Origin of the sequence: Acinetobacter sp. AOR12_HL, from assembly GCF_027855275.1 — a bacterium.
Classification (GTDB): domain Bacteria; phylum Pseudomonadota; class Gammaproteobacteria; order Pseudomonadales; family Moraxellaceae; genus Acinetobacter; species Acinetobacter baumannii.
On the sequence record NZ_JAKTIJ010000023.1, the window covers coordinates 1 to 17986 of the forward strand.

The window sequence follows — 17986 nt, forward strand, 5'->3', positions numbered from 1 at the left end:
AGAGGTGGTCCCACATGTTTGAACAACTAAAAGCTTATTTATAAGTGATACTCTGCTCTAGTTAAGCTACCTTATTTTGTTGTGGTAGCTGGTCATAGTAAAACTCATCTGGAGTCATTTTGTCCAGACTCGAATGAGGTCGTTTCAAATTATAAAATTCAAAATATGCGTTTAATTGCTTCTTCGCATCCAAAACATTGCTGTAGGCTTTGAGATACACCTCTTCATATTTAACGCTCCGCCATAATCGTTCAACCATCACATTATCAACCCATCGACCTTTACCATCCATGCTGATTTGGATGTCATTTGATTTCAATACATCAATAAATGCATCACTGGTAAACTGACTGCCTTGGTCTGTATTAAATATTTCAGGTCGACCATATTTTTCAATAGCTTCATTTAATGTTTCTATGCAAAATGTAACCTCCATACTAATCGATACTCTATGCGCAAGTACCTTGCGGCTATGCCAATCAATCACAGCACATAAATAAACAAAGCCTTTTGCCATAGGGATATACGTTATATCCGTAGACCACACTTGATTACTGCGCTGAATAGCCAATCCTTTGAGCAGATATGGATATTTGCGGTGAGCTTGATTAGCCTGGCTTAAATTTGGTTTGCAATATAACGCATTAATGCCCATTTTCTTCATTAAAGTACGTGTATGACGTCGTCCTATATGATGTCCTTGACGATTCAACAAATCACGCATCATACGGCTACCTGCAAAAGGGTATTGCATATGTAACTCATCCATACACCGCATCAGCTTCAGATCTGATGCACTCACAGGTTTTGGGCGATAGTAATAACAACCACGGGAGACTTTCAGCAGCTGAGCTTGCTTAGATACTGAAATCTGAAGTGAGTCATCGATTAACTTTTGTGGTTGAAGCGGCCCAGTTTCTTCAACACACCTTCTAAAAAATCAATTTCTAATGCCTGCTCACCGATTTTTGCATGTAGTTTTTTTAGATCGATGGGTGGTTCTGTTGGAGCTTTTGATTGATCGAAAGCTTGCGAGGAAGCTGAAATCAGTTGATTTTTCCAGTCGATAATTTGGTTTTGATGAACATCAAATTCAGCACTCAATTCAGCAAGTGTTTTTTCTGCTTTAATCGCAGCAAGTGCTACCTTAGCTTTAAAATCATTTGAATGATTTCTTCTTGGTCTACGTGCCATAAAATACTCCATATATTGATGTTTATAACATCATTTGGGGAGCAAAATATCACTTATAAGTGTTGTTCAAATTTCCTGATCCACCTCTCTTTAAGTCCATTTTTGTAGATACCTCTTATATTTAGTCAAAGATTATTAATCTTTGCTTATCTTCCTGCATCAGTTAAAATCTTCCACCTTATAAATACGAATGAGAGAATGAGATCCGTGCGTAAAATTTTAGTCACCAATGCCCTCCCTTATGCCAATGGTCCAATTCATATGGGTCATTTACTCGGTTATATCCAGGCAGACATCTGGGTTCGTGCCATGCGGGCAATGGGTCATGACGTGACTTATGTATGTGCGGATGATGCTCACGGTACAGCAATTATGCTACGTGCCGAAGCAAATGGTATTAGCCCAGAAGAGCAAATCGCGAATGTTCAAAAAGAACACATCCGTGATTTTGACGGGTTTGGCGTACATTTCGATCATTATGATTCAACTCATAGTGATGCAAACAAAGCTCGTTCAACAGATATCTATATTAAAAACCGTGAAGCCGGAAATATTGCAGTTCGACCTGTAACTCAATTATTTGATCCGGAAAAAGGTATGTTCTTATCTGACCGTTTCATTAAGGGTACCTGTCCAAAATGTAAGTCAGAAGATCAATACGGCGACTCATGTGAAGTGTGTGGTACAACTTATAATGCGACTGAGTTACTCAACCCGCGTTCGACTTTAAGTGGCGCAACACCAGTTGAAAAATCATCAGATCACTATTTCTTCAAGCTCCCAAACTTTGCTGAATATTTGCAAAAATGGACCCGCGATGAAGGTCGCTTACCTCTTTCAATTGCTAACAAATTGGATGAATGGTTTGAAGCAGGTTTAGCAGACTGGGATATTTCTCGTGATGCTCCTTATTTTGGTTTTGAAATTCCGGATGCACCGAATAAATATTTCTATGTGTGGGTAGATGCCCCAATCGGTTATATGTCTAGTTTTGAAAACTACATCAAAACTAAGCGCCCAGACTTAAACTTTGATGATTTCTGGAAGAAAGATAGTCAAAATGAGGTTTACCACTTTATTGGTAAAGACATTGTTTACTTCCATGCTTTATTCTGGCCTGCGATGCTTGAAGGGGCGAACTATCGCACTCCAACAGGCTTATTCGTAAATGGTTTCTTGACTGTAAATGGACAAAAAATGTCTAAGTCTCGCGGTACTTTCATTAAAGCCGAGACATACTTACAACATCTAAACCCAGAGTATTTACGCTATTACTTTGCTTCTAAACTTTCAGATAAAGTTGAAGACTCCGACTTGAACCTTGATGACTTTGTTCAGAAAGTAAATTCAGATTTAGTCGGTAAAGTAGTTAATATTGCTAGTCGCTGTGCTAAGTTCATTAACAGCAGCTTTAACAATACGCTATCAAGTACATGTGCTGAATCTGACTTAGTACAAAGCTTTATTGATGCTGGTGATTCAATTGCTGCTGCATATGAAGCGCGTGAATTCTCTACGGCGATCCGTGAAATTATGGCGCTTGCTGACCGCGCAAACCAATATATTGATGAGAAAAAACCTTGGGCTCTTGCTAAACAAGAAGGTCAAGAACAACAAGTTCTTGATGTATGCTCTGTCGGTATCAACTTATTCCGTCAATTAGCAGTGTACTTAGCTCCAGTACTGCCAACTTTAGCTCAGCAAGTTCAAGATTTCTTAAAACTTGAAAGCTTCGATTTCGAGTCACGTAAACAAATTCTTGTAAGCCATGAGATTGCACAGTTCCAACCTCTTATGCAGCGTGTTGATCCAAAAGCTGTTGCAGCCATGGTTGATGCTTCTAAAGAGTCTTTAGGTGCTCCTGCTCCACAAGCGACTAAAGCAGCGAAAAAAGAGAAATCTGCCGAGAAAAAAGCAGCCCCTACTCCAGCAGTTGGTGAAGCTGAAATTATCGGTATTGAAGATTTCTTAAAAGTTGACTTACGTGTTGCTCAGGTCGTTGAGGCAGGTACAGTTGAGGGTTCAGATAAATTACTTCAACTTACTTTAGACGTAGGTGAAGCTGAACCACGTAATGTATTTAGTGGTATTCGTAGTCAATATGCGCCAGAAGACCTAAAAGGTAAATTGGTCGTGATGGTGGCTAACCTTGCACCACGTAAAATGCGTTTTGGTGTTTCAAACGGTATGGTACTTGCTGCCGGAAATGGTGAAGGCATTTTCATTATTTCACCAGATAGCGGTGCAAAACCTGGCGATAAAGTTTCTTAATCTAGGTTCATAAAAAAAGCTCCCTACATTGGGAGCTTTTTTATTTCTAACCTACTTTTTAAAATAAGCAGGCTTATCTGCACTGAGTACATTTAAAGTGCTATATGTGAGACATTCTATCCATCAATTAATAATTAGATTGCTCATGATTATTGGCTTGTAAATCGGGAATTTTGTAGTCTTTTTCATAAACCGGAGAACCAGCAATACTCATCGCCCGTTCATTTGAAGGTTGCTGTTTACTTGTTGTTCTCATCTCACATCCTGTAGTTAAGATGAAAAAAACAACCGAAATGCTCACCATTAGTTTTTTCATAACGTGATCCTCATTTCTTTTTGTTTTATTAATTAAGTTACCACTTTTTAAATATTTAAGTGCTAAAAAAGATATTTCAATTTGTATATATTTTGCGCAAAAATAAAGCCAGACTACAAAGAGCTGGCTTTATATTTTTTAGATATTTTAATTAAAGATTTATCATTTGAAGAAGATTAACTTTAAGCCCAATACACTAACAATGCTTCCAGCCACTCGGTCAACACCCGTTTTTGCTTTTAAATACATTTTTCGAGGCTTCTCTGAAGATAAAAGCATTGCTACACACGAGTACCAACCTGCATCAATCATAAAACAAATGAGCGGTAATGCGACGTAGTAATAATTTGGAATTTCTTTTGGCAGTAAAGCAGTAAAAACACTCGCTAGTACAACAGCAATTTTTGGATTACTTAACTGAGTAATCAAACCATATCGGTAGGCTTGTTTATAAGTCATTTTCGATTTGGCATCATTTTCCATGGCAATTGGTTCTTTGGCATGTTTAATAATTTTAAAAGCAAGCCAAAGCAAATACAGCCCACCACCAATTTTTAAAATTAGATAAGCTGAAGGCACTGCCAATAAAACTGCCTGTAACCCCATAACCGCTAAAAAGCCAAAAAGAGCTGCACCCGTGCCCGTCCCTAATGCCGTAAACAAGCCATGTTTACGTGATTTAGATATTGAATTTTGCGCTACATAAATAAAGCTTGGCCCAGGACTTATTGCTCCAAGCATCAATGCCATCGCAATTGAAAAAAGAGGAATAAGGGACTCAAACATTGTATTGACCTAGCATCATGCAATTGCGCGATATTCTAGCAGCTTTTTATGACACATATAAAAATGGAAAAGAGATAAATTATAAAAATTGAATTTTCATGTTTTTACAATTTAGCTATTCACAACGGACAAAAATGTCCGTTAAATATATCATCTTTAAACCTCCCAAATCAGTGACATGAGTAAACGTCAAAAAATTGCAGCCCATAATCGGGATGAATTACTCAATGCAGCCGAGGAATGCTTTCGTATTCATGGTATTAATGTCCCTCTACAAGTCGTGATTGACCATGCAGGTGTAGGTAGAGCGACGTTCTATCGCAACTTTTGTGACCGAAAGGCTTTAATTAGCGCCCTTTTAGAGCGTGCGATTACACAGCTAGAGCAAAAAGCAGCTCATTTTCAACAATTCGAAGATGGTTTATTTCGTTTAATTGAAGGGCATATTGCACAACTTCCCAAACTCGCAATTTTGCAAGATTTTTGGAGAGTGATTGATCGACAAGATCCAATTATGCTAAAAATTTATGAACGGCGGAATAATGCACTTAAGCCACTGATTGAAAATGCAATAGAACAAAAACTGTGCCGAGCTGATCTAACTGCTGATGACTATGCAATGTTCACAGCAATGTTGGGTTCTTCATTTCAAGGACATGAACCTGAAGAACAAACCCGCTTAGCGAAACGAGCAATTGAATTACTATTTCATGGTATTCAAGTACAAAAAATTCGAGGGATAGAATGAGTAAAACGCCTCGTTATTTAGAAACGCCACCTGACTGGACACCAGAAGAACAACCGACTTTACCTGGTTCACCGGCAGCGATTGCGCATTCTGTACCTAAGCGATTTCTTTATTTTTTTATTGGTCTGTTTGTCGCTATTTCAGCAAGCTTAAGTAATGGTTTCATTACGGCAAATTTACCCTTAATTCAAGGTGAGTATGGCCTGACTCCTTCTGAAGCCGCGTGGCTTCCTGCTGCTTATGTAATGGCGAATGTCAGTTCGAATCTGATTTTGTTTAAAGCTAGGCAACAATATGGTCTGAGAGTCTTTTCAGAAATAGGACTTGTTATTTTTATTGCCGTGCTGGTTTTGCACATTTTTGTGCATACCTATGAAATGGCCTTGTTCGCTCGGGTTGTAGCAGGTTTAGCTGGCGCACCACTCAGCTCTTTAGGTATGTATTACACCATGCAAGCTTTTAAAAAAGCCGACATGGCAAAAGGTATATATATTGCCTTTGGTTTTCAGCAGTTAGGTGTACCGCTCGCCTGGATTATTTCCCCTTTTCTAGTGAGCACAGATAGTTGGTCTGTTCTTTACACCTTTGAACTCGGCTTAGCGCTTTGTTGTTTAGCAATGGTGGTTTCTTTGAAATTACCACGTAGCTTACGAATCTATGTTTTCGAAAAACAGGATTTCTTCACCTTTGCTTTACTGGCGCCAGGTTTTGCATGTCTATGTATTGTGCTGACACAAGGCCCAATCTTGTGGTGGTTTAACAGTGAATGGCTTGCTTATGTATTAATTGCAGGTTTTAGCTTAGTTGTTTTAGGTTTGCTCTATGAACATTATCGTGCCAATCCATTAATTATGACACGTTGGTTAGGCGCCTCCTCAACCCTACGCTTTATCTTTGGTGCTTTTGCCATTCGTCTTTTAATGTCAGAACAAAGCTATGCAGCCGTTAACTTCCTAAAAACTATGGGAATGGGTCCAGACCAATTTGTTCCACTCTATGTGGTCATATTGGTGGGGATTTTAAGCGGAACTCTATTTAGTGCGCTTACTTTCTCGCGTGAACGAATTATTTTTCACTTACTTTTTGCAGAGTTTTTGATTCTCATTGCCTGTGGATTAGATTATCACCTTACGAGCGATGTACGGCCTTCAAACTTCTTTGCAAGCCAGTTTTTAGTAGGCTTTGCCGGCGGCCTGTTTATCGGTCCATTACTTCTAATTGGATTTGCACAAACTTTGGCTAAAGGTCCTTCGTATGTAGTGACTTTTATTGTCTTATTCTCTGCAACCCAAACATTTGGTGGCCTTGTTGGCTCATCTTTCTTCTCGACCTATCAACAACATCGTACACAAAACTATCAAGTCGAGATTATTAAAGATTTGGAACAAGCCGACCCATTAGTTGCTCAAAGGCTTTCTACCTATCAACGTAGTGCAGCCATCACAACAAATGACCCCGCATTACAAACAGCTCAGTCTATGCGCTCACTTAATCAAGTGGTTACTCGTGAAGCTCAGGTCCGTGCCTACAATGATGTGATTGCATTAAACGGTATTTTTGCCGTCGCCTTACTCTTATGGGGCGGGTTTAATATTGCACGTAGTAAATACCTACAACGCAGAGGAATTAGCCGCCCTTAACGGCTTTTGTTATTGATGAAATAGAAATTGAGATTGATATATGTCAGATGATCAAAATAAACCGGAACAAACACCTGCTCAAACATCTAATAATGAGCCAACGCCTGCACCTGCACCTGCACCTGCACCTGCAAGTAAACTGATTCCGACAAAACGCTCAACCCTATTATGGATGTTGGGTGTGCTTATTATCGGTATTTTAGTAATTTTGTGGGCATGGAGAATTGGGCCTTTTGCCACGAGTGTGCAGCAAACTGACAATAGTTATGTCAAAGGTAAAACTACCATTTTATCCTCGCAAATTAATGGCTACGTTAAAGATGTATTAGTGAAAGACTTTGACCATGTTAAAAAGGGTCAAGTATTAATGCATATTGATGCCACCACTTATGACCAAAAAGTAGCACAAGCGGCTTCGGGAGTAGAACAGGCCAAAAATACTTTAGCCAATCAAACTCAGTCAATTGCTCAAAAACAAGCGGATATTGTGGCTGCGCAGGCTAAAGTAGAACAAGTTAGGGCTCAATATGAACTTTCTTTAGCACAGCTTAGACGCTATCAACAGCTAGGGAATAGTGGAGCAGCTTCTAAATCTGAGCAAGATAAAGCCGCTGCTGATGCCGAAAATAATCTTGCAGCCCTTAAACAGGCAGAGGCCAATGTTCTAGTTGCCAAAGAAGCACTTAAAACAGCTCAAGTCGCAGAAGCAGGCTTAGAAGCACAAGTTTCCAGTGCTAAAGCACAGTTAGACCAAGCTCAAACCACCAAAGACTATAGTGTTATTGTTGCTCCAATGGATGGACAACTTGGTGAAGTAAACCCTCGTGTTGGGCAATATGTGGCCGCAGGATCACAGTTACTCTATCTGATTCCACAGCAAACTTGGGTGATTGCCAACTTTAAAGAAACCCAAATTGCCAATATGCGAATTGGACAAAAAGCTTGGTTTACAGTCGATGCAATGAAACATAAAAAATTTACAGGTCATGTTGAACAAATCTCTCCAGCCGCGGGTTCCGAGTTCAGTGTACTAAAACCGGATAATGCAACAGGAAACTTTACCAAAGTCGTTCAACGGATTGCCGTGCGTATTACCATTGATCCAAATCAGGAAGGAATGGAACACTTACGCCCTGGTATGTCAGTGATTACTTCTGTCGACACAAGCTCTTAATAGCTTTTTAAAAACCTCTTTAAAAGGCTACAATGTGATCAATCATTATTTTTCTCAATTTCTAATGTTTGATCACATTGCCCAACCTATCTCCTATCAGCATATTGAACTATCCTTTCCTGTTCATCTCGACATTAAACGTTTAGATTTAGTTCATCCTCAAATTTCGGGTAATAAGTTTTTCAAATTAAAATACAATTTGCTTGCTGCAAAAGAACAAGGTTTATCAAGCATTTTGACTTTTGGTGGGGCTTACTCAAATCATATTGCTGCAACAGCTTATGCAGCTCATCTTTTTGGTTTAAAAAGTATAGGAATTATTCGTGGTGAAGAGTTAGCTGGTAAACCACTTAATCCCACCTTGGCAAAAGCTCAAAGTTTAGGAATGCAGCTACATTTTGTCTCTCGCCATGAATATCGCTTACGAGATGATGCAAATTACCTTCAACAATTACAGCAACAATTTCCGCAGACCTATATCATTCCCGAAGGTGGTACCAATGAACTGGCAGTTCAAGGTTGTCAGGAAATCCTGAGCCAATATGACTTAGTGCAATATGATGTGATTTGCTGTGCAGTCGGAACTGGCGGAACGATTTCAGGTCTGATTGAAAGAAGTGCAGCACATCAGAAAGTCTTAGGATTTTCGGCTTTAAAAGGTGATTTCTTACAACAAGAGATTAGGCAATGGACTAAAAAACAAAATTGGTCTTTGACAGATGTATACTGCTGGGGCGGTTATGCGAAAACCTCACCTGAACTATTCGCATTTATTGAAAATTTTGAAGAGCAATATACGGTCCCCCTTGAACCGATCTATACCGGAAAAATGATATTTGGTCTGTTTGAACTTATAAAAAACAATTATTTTCCAGAGAATACTCGTATTTTGGCAATTCATTCCGGTGGTTTACAAGCTGATATTAGAAATAAACCTCACGCATAACTCACCCGCTTTTAGAAGGCCTTATCCCTTACCTGTATAAATGTCCTTAGCATGAGTAAGTGCTGGCATGATAGTATATGCCCCTTTTTAATTTTCACGACTAATCGAGAACTTCTTATGTCTAACAGTCATGTCGATGTCATTGTCTTAGGTGCAGGTGCTTCTGGACTCATGTTGGCTGCACATGCTGCTAAACGGGGACTTTCGGTCTTAATTTTAGAAAAAGCCAATAAAATTGGTAAAAAGATTTTAATGTCAGGCGGTGGGAAATGTAACTTTACCAACCTCTATGTAGAACCTGAAAACTATATTTCTCATAATCCGCACTTTGTTATTTCTGCCCTATCACGCTATAGCAACTGGGACTTTATTGGTCTGGTCTGTGATTATGGAATTGCCTATGAAGAACGTAAACACGGGCAATTATTTACGCTAAACGGCGCTAAAGAAATTTTAGAGATGTTGGTAAGTGAGTGTAATAAAACAAACAATGTCGAAATCCAGACCCATTGTGAGGTTGGACAAGTCGATCCATTAGAACAAGGTGGTTTTTCAGTACACACAAATCAGGGCCGTTTTAGCTGTGAATCATTAGTGGTTGCTACAGGTGGATTATCCATCCCAACTTTAGGTGGCTCTGGTTTTGGCTATGAATTGGCACAAAAATTTGGACATACAGTTTTCCCAACCCGTGCTGGTTTAGTACCATTTACTTTTTCGGATCATATTAAAGAAGTCACTACACGCCTAAGTGGTAATGCTTTAGATGTGACTCTAACTAACTCGAAGAATAGCTTTACTGAAGCATTATTATTTACGCATCGTGGTTTGAGTGGCCCAAGTTCTTTACAGCTTTCAAACTATTGGAATACAGGTGAAAGTTTTAAAATCGACTTTTTCCCGAGCCAAGATTTAGCAACTTATTTAAAAGATAAAAAGAAAGCCCAACCTAAAGTTTTACTGCGTACTCTTCTAAACGAATTTACGGCAAAAAGTATTGTACAAGAATTACAACAACTTATATGGCCAGAGCAGAGCGAGACAGCCATTGGTAATATCAGTGATGCACAGCTAGAGCATATTGCCGAGCAGCTACATGGTTTTACTGTTAAACCATCAGGCACAGAAGGATATCGTACTGCCGAAGTTACCTTAGGTGGAATTGATACAACTGAAGTTTCATCTAAAACACTCGAAAGCAAAAAGCAGAAAGGACTATTCTTTATTGGAGAAGTACTTGACGTGACTGGCCACTTAGGAGGCTATAACTTCCAATGGGCTTGGTCTTCGGCTTATGCAGCTGCACAATATGTTTAAATGATGAATAAGCTAATTTGATGCTTTCGAATCATTGGATGATTTTTCAGAATCATGCTTATGGCTTGTTGTCTGTTTTGATGATTCGGATTTACTAAATACAAATTTATAAGCACTTGCTAAAAAACCAACGGTAATCCCAGCAATTACAACAGGTGCTAAAAAACGACCAGGTTTTTTCATCGTATTTTCCTCACTTATTTGTTTTTATAGCTGTCAAAGACAGAACGACCACTCAATATAGAGTGGTCGAACTTATCACAAAAATCAAAGATTTTTTGTACTGTTTATCTGAAAATTAGTTACACCTACTAAATTTCATCATTTTCGCCAGTAGAACCAAACGGTTTATTTACTGGTGGTTGTGATGGATTTACTTGTGCAGAATCAGCTGGTTTTGCATCAGATGAAACTGTTGTTGATGGTGCAGTCGTTGACGGAGTTGAAGCCGTAGACGAACTACCTGTTGTATTATTAGTAGTAGGCGGTTGATATAAAGGATTTGGTTGATTTGCCTCTTTCTTAGCTTTATCCAGTAAATCAGATAAAAGTCTTTCTGCTGGTTGACGACCACCCAAGCCAAATGCAAGAGCGAAAGCAACTGCAACTGCGCCTAGCGTTAAGCCGAATGCAAGGTTTACGATCGAATCGGCAATACCCATCGCTCTTAAACCGAGTGCAAGAACTAAACCAATAATCAAGACACGAACCAAACTACCTAACCAACGCGAACTATTATATTCACCGCGTTGAACTACGTTTGCCACAACATTTGCAAGCCAGAAACCAATCACCAAGATTACAGCGCCCAATAGAATGTTTGCACCGAAATGGATAAACATTGCGATTAGACCACTAATTTGATCGAAACCAAGACGGTCTGCAGCTTCAGAAACTGCAAACAACATGGTAAAGAACACGATTAGCCAACCAACGGCATTAGAAACTTTAGTTTGACCTAAAAAGCGTTGTAAATCTAATTTTGCAGGAATTTCATCAACACCAGTTCCTGCAATTAACTCGGCAACCAAGCGACCAACAAAACGTGAAACAATATAAGCAACCAGTAAAATTAAACCAGCAGCAATAATGTTTGGAATAGCTTGTAAAATTTCATTGAGCATTGCTGTTGCTGGCTGAGAAATAGTCTCAATACCTAAAGCTTCAAATGCTACAATCAATGTCGTAATAATAATGATGGCAAAAACAAATGAACCTAAGAATTTGCCTACATTTGAATTTTTGAAAAGACCAATTTTTTCCGCTTGAGATTGCACACCTAAGCTATTAATTAATCCTTCAACAATACCGCGTACAATTTTTGCCAAGATATAACCAACAAAAACGATAACGCCAGCAATAAAGATATTTGGTAAGAATGCTACAGCATCATTTACCATATTTTGAACTGGAATCAGTAAGCCTGTTAATCCTAAGATTGAAAGAACAATCGGAAGGAAAAGTAACAATACAAGCCAGTAAAGAATTTCACCAATATTCTGGCTAATTCCCCCTACACCCACTTCGCTGCTTAACTTATCATCAAGTTGAGTTCGGGATAAAACATTGGTCACCCCCGCCCGCACCAGTCGAGCAACGATCCAGCCAATAAAGCCCACCACTACAGCAGCAATGATATTTGGTATATAGACGAGTACCTGATTAACCATGTTGCTAAATGGACCGCTCACTCCACTAATGTTGAGCACATTTAAAGCAGCAACAACGGCGAGAATCAGAATAAACCAGAATACGACTTTGGAGATCAGACCTTCTATATTGGGTGTACGTCCAGTCGCTGAAGATAATTTCGCATTGGTATTTACTTTTTGCAGAAGTTTTTTTACACCTGCCGCCACCAATAAAGCGATGATCCAGCCTACCAGTAAGATGACAATTGCAGCTAAAATAGGATGAAACTGATCCCAGTAATACATCGCATCAAACTGAGCGCCGCGAGGCCCATTAAAAAATTCATTCATATTGTTATGTCCTCAATTGTTATGTTCTTTTCAGTGTTATCACTAAATGAAAAACACCAGTTCGTTGTAAAAAATGACGATAAATGCGGTCTATGTCACCTTATGTTTTGAATATTTTTCAATCAACAACCTTCTGCATAAATACAACAAATTGATGCAAAAGATTGCAAAAAAAGCCTTCAGGTCACATCCTAAAGGCTTTTTATCACGATATACTGGTTAGCTTATTACCCTTCATAGGTCTTCAAATCAGAAGTACCACTGATGACTTGTGGTATGGTCTCATGTTGAAATGCGGCTTCCTCTTTTGGCGTTTTGCTGTGATCAGCAACCATATAAACCACAAGTGCGAGAAGAAAAAGCCCAACAATAATTAAAATATAAACTGGCAATCTTCTTTTTTTTGCAGTCTCTTCCGGACTCGTCACATGAGGCGGTTTTGAAAAATCATGCATCTTCTTTCCCCTCTTCTATTATCATTAACTTTATATTCATCATAACAATTTGATTTGTTGCATTGTGTGAAAAAGCATTATGAGAAGGTGTCTACGGTTGCAAAACTCTACTTTTAAAAATATTAATTTAGTATAAAATTTAGCCACTTTAATTAGAACGTTTTAGAATCTAACTTCTCGATATTCAGAATCTTCGCTAAAGTCCGATTTGTAATACAATATGTTTTAGCTCTTACTTTTTATAAAATAGGCTATAATAAGCCCCCTTGTTTTAAAGCTACTCAATTTTATGATGTATCGTCAGCAAAGCGTAACTCTTGATCTCGACACTGACGTCACACATCAATGTTATTTGCATCAGACAAGAGATGACCATCTCATTGGTATTATTGAATTTAATAAACCAAGTTATGAACTTAAATGGGGTGATCTTGAATACTTCCGTCGCCGTACCGAAGAGTTCTCGGTCATGCCATTTCCTGAATGCATTAATGCGATGATTGTTGATATTCGTAATATTAATGTATTTCTGGACAATGAAGTTCCAATTTTACCGTGGCGTTTACTCGAAGAAGATTGTCCTGTTCGCCTAGTTGTTCCTCAAGACCGCCTTGAACACTATGCGGGATTATTTGAACCAACATGGCTTTCAACAGATGTCGACAGTGCGATTGCAGAGATCCGTGAGTTTATGGATATGTTTGTCCATTAATAAACATATCCATAAAATTTTTCTTAAAATATTTTACTTCCTGTTTTACCAGTAATTTTCTACCGCAATATTTCCTTCACCGCGACGATTCATTGTAAGACCACGGCGTTTTAGAGCCTCTTTCGTATCATCAACCATTTGTGGGTTTCCACAAAGCATGACATGACTTGATGCTGGGCTGAGTTCCAAACCTGCTGCTTTTTCTAACTCACCATTTTCGATTAATACAGGTAAGCGCTCATGCAACGGCGCAGATGGATCTCGGGTAATGATAGGAATAAATTTAAAACCGCTATGCCCTTCCCCAAACGTTTCAGCAATCTCTTGAATACGGTCAACATAAGCCAGCTCAGCCGCAGTACGAACACTGTAGACCAAGTTTATTTTCTGGTAATTAGACCAAGTTTCAAAGTCTTGTAGCATCGACAAAAATGGAGCCAAGCCTGTACCTGTTGCCAGTAACCACAGATCATGCGGTAAAGGCTGTTGATAGCGTGCCAACGTCAGGTAACCATATGGAATTTTTTCCAAATAAAGCTCATCACCCACTTTCAAATGCTGTAGATTCGAAGTGAAGGCACCGTCTGGTACTACAATTGAGAAAAACTCTAGCGTTTCATCAAACGGAGAAGACACCACCGAATACGCACGGACAACCAGCTCATCTCCTACCTTTAAACCAATACGCGCAAATTGCCCTGCCGTAAATTTAAAATGCGAAGGACGCGTCATGGTAAAACTGAAAAGTGTTGGGGTCCAACGGTGAACAGATAAAACTTTTTCTACGCTAAATTTTTCAATTGACATGATTTCAACGTGGCATGAAATAGTGCGCTCATGTTAGCATGACAGCCGAAATAATGAATACTTTTAAACGTTAAGGCTTTTTAAACATGCGGATGACATTACGCCAGTTGGCTGTTTTTGTAGCAGTCGCCCAAGAAGGAACCGTTACTAAAGCCAGTGATGCGGTCAGACTGACGCAAAGTGCAGCAAGTATGGCTTTAGCCGATTTAGAAGACGGCTTAGGTGCTCCTTTATTTGATCGTTTAGGTAAGCGCTTGCAGCTAAATGATCTTGGACGTTTTCTGCTTCCCCAAGCATTAGAAATTTTAGGCCGCTGTGAAGCCTTTGAACAAGCAGCCAAGGGTGAGTTACAGAGTATTGACCTTCGTATCGGGGCTACTTTAACCATCAGTGATTATCTCATGCCAGATTTAATGGCTAACTTCTTACAACGTCATCCACAAGCACATTTACAACTTCAAGTTGGTAACACACGCCAAATGATTGAAGCTGTAAATCAGTTTCAGCTTGATTTAGCTTTAATTGAAGGGTCTTGTCACTTACCTCAACTCCAATGTATTCACTGGCGTGACGATGAGCTAGCAGTGTGCTGCTCACCTGACCATCCGTTAACACGTTTAAATCGCCCACTTACCCCTCAAGATTTTCATGACGTAGAATGGATTTTACGTGAAGAAGGTTCAGGTACTCGTGAAGTCTTTGATAATGCAATTTTGCAAGATTTACCAGATGCAAACATTCGTTTGACGCTTGGACATAACGAAGCGATCTTAAAAATAGTGGCTGGCGGTTTAGGAATGTCTTGTATTTCAAAGTTAGCGATTGAACCTTTAAGTGAAAAAGGTCAACTTGTTATTTTAGATACTCCATTTTGGCAACTTACCCGCCCTCTTTATATGCTAGTGCACCGACAAAAATATCAAGGTCCGGGCCTTAAAGCATTTTTAAAATTTTGCGATGAAGATCAGGCTTAAAGCTTGATCTTCATATTTATTAGCGTCGGAAATTAGACAATAACTCACTTGTGATCGCTTTATTGTGATCAGCAATTTTAGTTTTCTTAGTCTTTGCAGGATTAGGATCGATACGCTCAATTTTAATTGCTTTAAATTTTCCTCGATTATCTGCAGCAAGAAATCTCACTTTTTCATTTCTTTTCGGTTCACCTTCGGATGCAGGAAAATCAGAAATATGAAAGAAAATATCTCCTTCAGTCGTCGAAATAAAACCAAACCCTTTATCGGCGTTATATTGTTTTACCCTTCCAGTATAAAACTCTTGCTTCATGATTTTTCACCCTACTTTCCCAATGCAATTACTGTAGTAAATAAAAAGAGACTTTCATTTCCGCTCTTAAAAGTTATACGGCTTAATGAAGTCTCTTTTTATCGTTATTTCAAAAATTAGTCTTTTTGAACACTACCAAAAATCTTGTCACCAGCATCGCCTAAACCTGGAACAATATAACCATGTTCATTTAAGCCATTGTCAATAGATGCAGTATAAAGCTGAATATCAGGATGTGCTGCCTCTACTTTCGCGATTCCTTCAGGTGCTGCAACTAACACCATAACACGGATATCTTTACATCCACTTGCCTTTAATACATCAATAGCAGCAACTAAAGAATTACCTGTTGCCAACATTGGATCAATGATCATGGCAATACGGTTAGCGACATCAGGAACTAACTTTTTATAGTAAGTACGTACTTCTAGAGTTGCTTCATCACGCTCAAGCCCTAACACACTTACTTTTGCACTTGGAATTAGGTTAAGCACACCATCAAGCATACCGATACCTGCACGCAAAATCGGTACAATCGTTATTTTTTTACCCGCGATACGCTGAGTAGTAACATTGCCAGCCCAACCTTCAATCTCACAATCCACAACTGGTAAGTCTTTCGTCGCTTCATATGTCAATAACATAGTCACTTCCTGAGCAAGCTCACGGAAATTCTTGGTACTGATGTCAGCACGACGTAATAAACCTAATTTATGACGAATAAGTGGGTGACGAATTTCTTGAATGGCCACAGATGTTACCTAAAAATATAAAAACGTATTTATTATAATCTTTTTTTAACTATCAATAAAAAAAAGCCTCCATATTTGGAGGCTTTTTTGTACACAAGAATTATTGTTGCTGAGAAAGCATGAAATGTAATGGAGATAAAATTTCTGCTTTTAATGCCAAATTAATCATTGGATCTGGATAAACACCCAAAATAATAACTAATGCAGCAGCAGCCAATACCATTAAACCACCCACTTTTTGTCCCCAATGTGCATCAGCATCAATACGAGGAGTTTCAGGTGGAGTCATATACATAACAACCATCACACGTAAGTAGTAATACAAACCAATACCACTACCCACAATAATCATTGCAGCTAAGAACCAGTGTTGAGTTGTTACAGCAGCCATAACAACCAAGAACTTACCAATGAAGCCTGCTGTTAATGGAATACCAGCCAAAGATAACATCATGACTGTTAATGTTGCTGTAAGTACTGGACGGCGCCAGAACAAACCACGGTAGTCTGCAAGGCTTTGCGCTTCATCTACGTTGTTATATGGGCTAGACATTAACGCTACTGCACCAAAAGCACCAATAGTCGTTAATACATAAGTCACCACATACACAGTTACGCTGCCCAAGCTTGCATATGTCATGCTGATTAAAGCAATTAACAAATAACCAAAGTGAGCAATAGATGAATAACCCAAAATACGCTTTAAGTTGACCTGACGAACAGCAAGCAAGTTACCGACTAAAATTGACAATACGGCAATGATTGTCAAAACAGTCACGAGCGAGTTCACCATGATTGCGCCAGAAGCAAGCAAATAACGTACGAACAAACCAATTGTTGCAACTTTAGCAGCAGTCGCCAAGAACGTTGCCATTGGAGCTGGTGCACCTGCATATACATCTGGTGTCCATTTATGGAACGGTGCAAGCGACAATTTGAATGCAACAGCAAAAATAATGAGTGCTAAACCTAATAACACCATTGGCTGTTTGATTGCGCCAAATAAAGCTTGTACAGAATCATAGAATGAAAGCGAACCAGTGTAAGCGTAGATATACGCCATACCCATCAACAACATTGCAGAGGCTGTCGCAGAAAGTACAAGGTACTTAATCCCTGCTTCAAGCGACTGACTACGTTGATATGTATAAGCAAGTAAGCCGTATACAGGAATCGACATTAACTCAAGGCTAATGAAGAATGATGCATAGTGTGAACTTGCAACCATCAACATTGCACCTGCTACAGAAGCAAGTAACAGAAGATAGAGTTCTTCGCGGTTGTCTTTATAAGTCTCAATATACGCATGAGACAAAGTACAGCAAGCCAATGATGCAACTAAAATCATGAATTGATAGAACATGGTAAATGGATCAACCATAAACATGCCCATCACATTTGCCGGCACAAATTTACCGCCAAATAATTCTAACAAGATATAAAGTGCAGCAAGGTTTAAACCGACAACAGAGGTTGTTGCGATTAAATTATGGTTACGCTTAATTGAAATTAACAGCATGACGACGACTGCTGTCAAAGCAACAATCATCACCGGTGCTAAAGGCATAAGCGTAGAAAATGATACTGTGAAGTTCATGA

At 39.0% G+C, this 17986-nt stretch carries 18 protein-coding genes; 8 read left to right on the forward strand and 10 right to left on the reverse strand.

Annotated features, from left to right (window positions below):
* Positions 1–61 precede the first annotated feature (61 nt).
* A protein-coding gene (locus MKL36_RS12010; RefSeq protein WP_085944219.1) for an IS3 family transposase occupies positions 62–1206 on the reverse strand; the annotation gives its coding sequence in 2 pieces (ribosomal slippage) (positions 62–942 and positions 942–1206; 1146 coding nt in all).
* Between the two features lie 195 nt (positions 1207–1401).
* Between MKL36_RS12010 and metG the strand changes: the two genes are divergently transcribed.
* Complete coding sequence (metG, locus tag MKL36_RS12015; RefSeq protein WP_001226776.1) at positions 1402–3465, forward strand: methionine--tRNA ligase; 2064 nt, start codon at positions 1402–1404, stop codon at positions 3463–3465.
* 127 nt (positions 3466–3592) lie between these two features.
* On the opposite strand, the gene MKL36_RS12020 is transcribed toward metG, so the two are convergent.
* Complete coding sequence (locus MKL36_RS12020; RefSeq protein WP_000735804.1) at positions 3593–3781, reverse strand: NF038215 family lipoprotein; 189 nt, start codon at positions 3779–3781, stop codon at positions 3593–3595.
* A gap of 162 nt (positions 3782–3943) precedes the next feature.
* Positions 3944–4567, reverse strand: coding sequence for a LysE family translocator (locus MKL36_RS12025; RefSeq protein WP_000463103.1), 624 nt, complete (start codon positions 4565–4567; stop codon positions 3944–3946).
* A gap of 178 nt (positions 4568–4745) precedes the next feature.
* Here MKL36_RS12025 and MKL36_RS12030 point away from each other — a divergent pair, with 178 nt between their 5' ends.
* From MKL36_RS12030 to MKL36_RS12050, 5 genes are all read left to right on the forward strand, one after another.
* A complete protein-coding gene (locus MKL36_RS12030) occupies positions 4746–5315 on the forward strand; it encodes a TetR/AcrR family transcriptional regulator (RefSeq protein WP_000044599.1) in 570 nt (189 codons plus the stop codon).
* Positions 5312–6955, forward strand: a complete 1644-nt coding sequence (locus MKL36_RS12035; protein WP_000047790.1) for an MFS transporter — start codon at positions 5312–5314, stop codon at positions 6953–6955. Before MKL36_RS12030 ends, MKL36_RS12035 begins: the two co-directional genes overlap by 4 nt.
* A 40-nt stretch (positions 6956–6995) precedes the next feature.
* Positions 6996–8129 carry an HlyD family secretion protein gene (locus MKL36_RS12040; protein ID WP_001278637.1) on the forward strand — a complete coding sequence of 378 codons (1134 nt, stop codon included), beginning with the start codon at positions 6996–6998 and terminating at the stop codon, positions 8127–8129.
* A gap of 64 nt (positions 8130–8193) precedes the next feature.
* Positions 8194–9075 carry a 1-aminocyclopropane-1-carboxylate deaminase/D-cysteine desulfhydrase gene (locus MKL36_RS12045; RefSeq protein ID WP_021511505.1) on the forward strand — a complete coding sequence of 294 codons (882 nt, stop codon included), beginning with the start codon at positions 8194–8196 and terminating at the stop codon, positions 9073–9075.
* Positions 9076–9192: 117 nt separating this feature from the next.
* Positions 9193–10392 carry an NAD(P)/FAD-dependent oxidoreductase gene (locus MKL36_RS12050; protein WP_021511506.1) on the forward strand — a complete coding sequence of 400 codons (1200 nt, stop codon included), beginning with the start codon at positions 9193–9195 and terminating at the stop codon, positions 10390–10392.
* A 12-nt stretch (positions 10393–10404) separates the two neighbouring features.
* On the opposite strand, the gene MKL36_RS12055 is transcribed toward MKL36_RS12050, so the two are convergent.
* From MKL36_RS12055 to MKL36_RS12065, 3 genes are all read right to left on the reverse strand, one after another.
* Positions 10405–10575 (reverse strand): hypothetical protein, encoded by a 171-nt coding sequence (locus MKL36_RS12055; RefSeq protein ID WP_000742883.1) that lies wholly within the window; start codon positions 10573–10575, stop codon positions 10405–10407.
* A 128-nt stretch (positions 10576–10703) separates the two neighbouring features.
* Positions 10704–12374, reverse strand: coding sequence for a mechanosensitive ion channel (locus MKL36_RS12060; RefSeq protein ID WP_021511507.1), 1671 nt, complete (start codon positions 12372–12374; stop codon positions 10704–10706).
* A gap of 227 nt (positions 12375–12601) precedes the next feature.
* The gene (locus MKL36_RS12065; RefSeq protein WP_000543705.1) at positions 12602–12829 is read right to left on the reverse strand and encodes a hypothetical protein; all 228 of its coding nucleotides are present in this window, start codon (positions 12827–12829) and stop codon (positions 12602–12604) included.
* Positions 12830–13121: 292 nt separating this feature from the next.
* Between MKL36_RS12065 and MKL36_RS12070 the strand changes: the two genes are divergently transcribed.
* The gene (locus tag MKL36_RS12070; protein ID WP_002000170.1) at positions 13122–13541 is read left to right on the forward strand and encodes a hypothetical protein; all 420 of its coding nucleotides are present in this window, start codon (positions 13122–13124) and stop codon (positions 13539–13541) included.
* Positions 13542–13586: 45 nt separating this feature from the next.
* Here the strand turns inward: MKL36_RS12070 and MKL36_RS12075 are convergent, their stop codons facing one another.
* On the reverse strand, positions 13587–14348 hold the full coding sequence (locus MKL36_RS12075; RefSeq protein ID WP_000021171.1) for a ferredoxin--NADP reductase: 762 nt from the start codon (positions 14346–14348) through the stop codon (positions 13587–13589).
* An 86-nt stretch (positions 14349–14434) separates the two neighbouring features.
* On the opposite strand from MKL36_RS12075, the gene gigC reads away from it, so the two are divergent.
* A complete protein-coding gene (gene gigC / locus MKL36_RS12080; protein ID WP_001242992.1) occupies positions 14435–15322 on the forward strand; it encodes a LysR family transcriptional regulator GigC in 888 nt (295 codons plus the stop codon).
* Positions 15323–15341: 19 nt separating this feature from the next.
* Here the strand turns inward: gigC and MKL36_RS12085 are convergent, their stop codons facing one another.
* The 3 genes from MKL36_RS12085 to nuoN all read right to left on the reverse strand — a co-directional run bounded on the left by MKL36_RS12085 (position 15342) and on the right by nuoN (position 17984).
* Complete coding sequence (locus MKL36_RS12085; RefSeq protein ID WP_000806837.1) at positions 15342–15635, reverse strand: cold shock domain-containing protein; 294 nt, start codon at positions 15633–15635, stop codon at positions 15342–15344.
* A gap of 116 nt (positions 15636–15751) precedes the next feature.
* Positions 15752–16387, reverse strand: coding sequence for a uracil phosphoribosyltransferase (gene upp, locus MKL36_RS12090; RefSeq protein ID WP_001007343.1), 636 nt, complete (start codon positions 16385–16387; stop codon positions 15752–15754).
* 100 nt (positions 16388–16487) lie between these two features.
* Complete coding sequence (gene nuoN, locus MKL36_RS12095; RefSeq protein ID WP_001011955.1) at positions 16488–17984, reverse strand: NADH-quinone oxidoreductase subunit NuoN; 1497 nt, start codon at positions 17982–17984, stop codon at positions 16488–16490.
* Positions 17985–17986: the final 2 nt, after the last annotated feature.

Coding starts and splice junctions, on each gene's coding strand:
- MKL36_RS12040 (WP_001278637.1), top strand. CDS start 6,996: ATGTCAGATGATCAAAATAAACCGGAACAAACACCTGCTCAAACATCT.
- MKL36_RS12055 (WP_000742883.1), bottom strand. CDS start 10,575: ATGAAAAAACCTGGTCGTTTTTTAGCACCTGTTGTAATTGCTGGGATT.
- MKL36_RS12035 (WP_000047790.1), top strand. CDS start 5,312: ATGAGTAAAACGCCTCGTTATTTAGAAACGCCACCTGACTGGACACCA.
- MKL36_RS12085 (WP_000806837.1), bottom strand. CDS start 15,635: ATGAAGCAAGAGTTTTATACTGGAAGGGTAAAACAATATAACGCCGAT.
- gigC (WP_001242992.1), top strand. CDS start 14,435: ATGCGGATGACATTACGCCAGTTGGCTGTTTTTGTAGCAGTCGCCCAA.
- MKL36_RS12030 (WP_000044599.1), top strand. CDS start 4,746: ATGAGTAAACGTCAAAAAATTGCAGCCCATAATCGGGATGAATTACTC.
- MKL36_RS12045 (WP_021511505.1), top strand. CDS start 8,194: ATGTTTGATCACATTGCCCAACCTATCTCCTATCAGCATATTGAACTA.
- nuoN (WP_001011955.1), bottom strand. CDS start 17,984: ATGAACTTCACAGTATCATTTTCTACGCTTATGCCTTTAGCACCGGTG.
- MKL36_RS12075 (WP_000021171.1), bottom strand. CDS start 14,348: ATGTCAATTGAAAAATTTAGCGTAGAAAAAGTTTTATCTGTTCACCGT.
- MKL36_RS12050 (WP_021511506.1), top strand. CDS start 9,193: ATGTCTAACAGTCATGTCGATGTCATTGTCTTAGGTGCAGGTGCTTCT.
- MKL36_RS12020 (WP_000735804.1), bottom strand. CDS start 3,781: ATGAAAAAACTAATGGTGAGCATTTCGGTTGTTTTTTTCATCTTAACT.
- MKL36_RS12070 (WP_002000170.1), top strand. CDS start 13,122: ATGTATCGTCAGCAAAGCGTAACTCTTGATCTCGACACTGACGTCACA.
- MKL36_RS12065 (WP_000543705.1), bottom strand. CDS start 12,829: ATGCATGATTTTTCAAAACCGCCTCATGTGACGAGTCCGGAAGAGACT.
- MKL36_RS12060 (WP_021511507.1), bottom strand. CDS start 12,374: ATGAATGAATTTTTTAATGGGCCTCGCGGCGCTCAGTTTGATGCGATG.
- MKL36_RS12025 (WP_000463103.1), bottom strand. CDS start 4,567: ATGTTTGAGTCCCTTATTCCTCTTTTTTCAATTGCGATGGCATTGATG.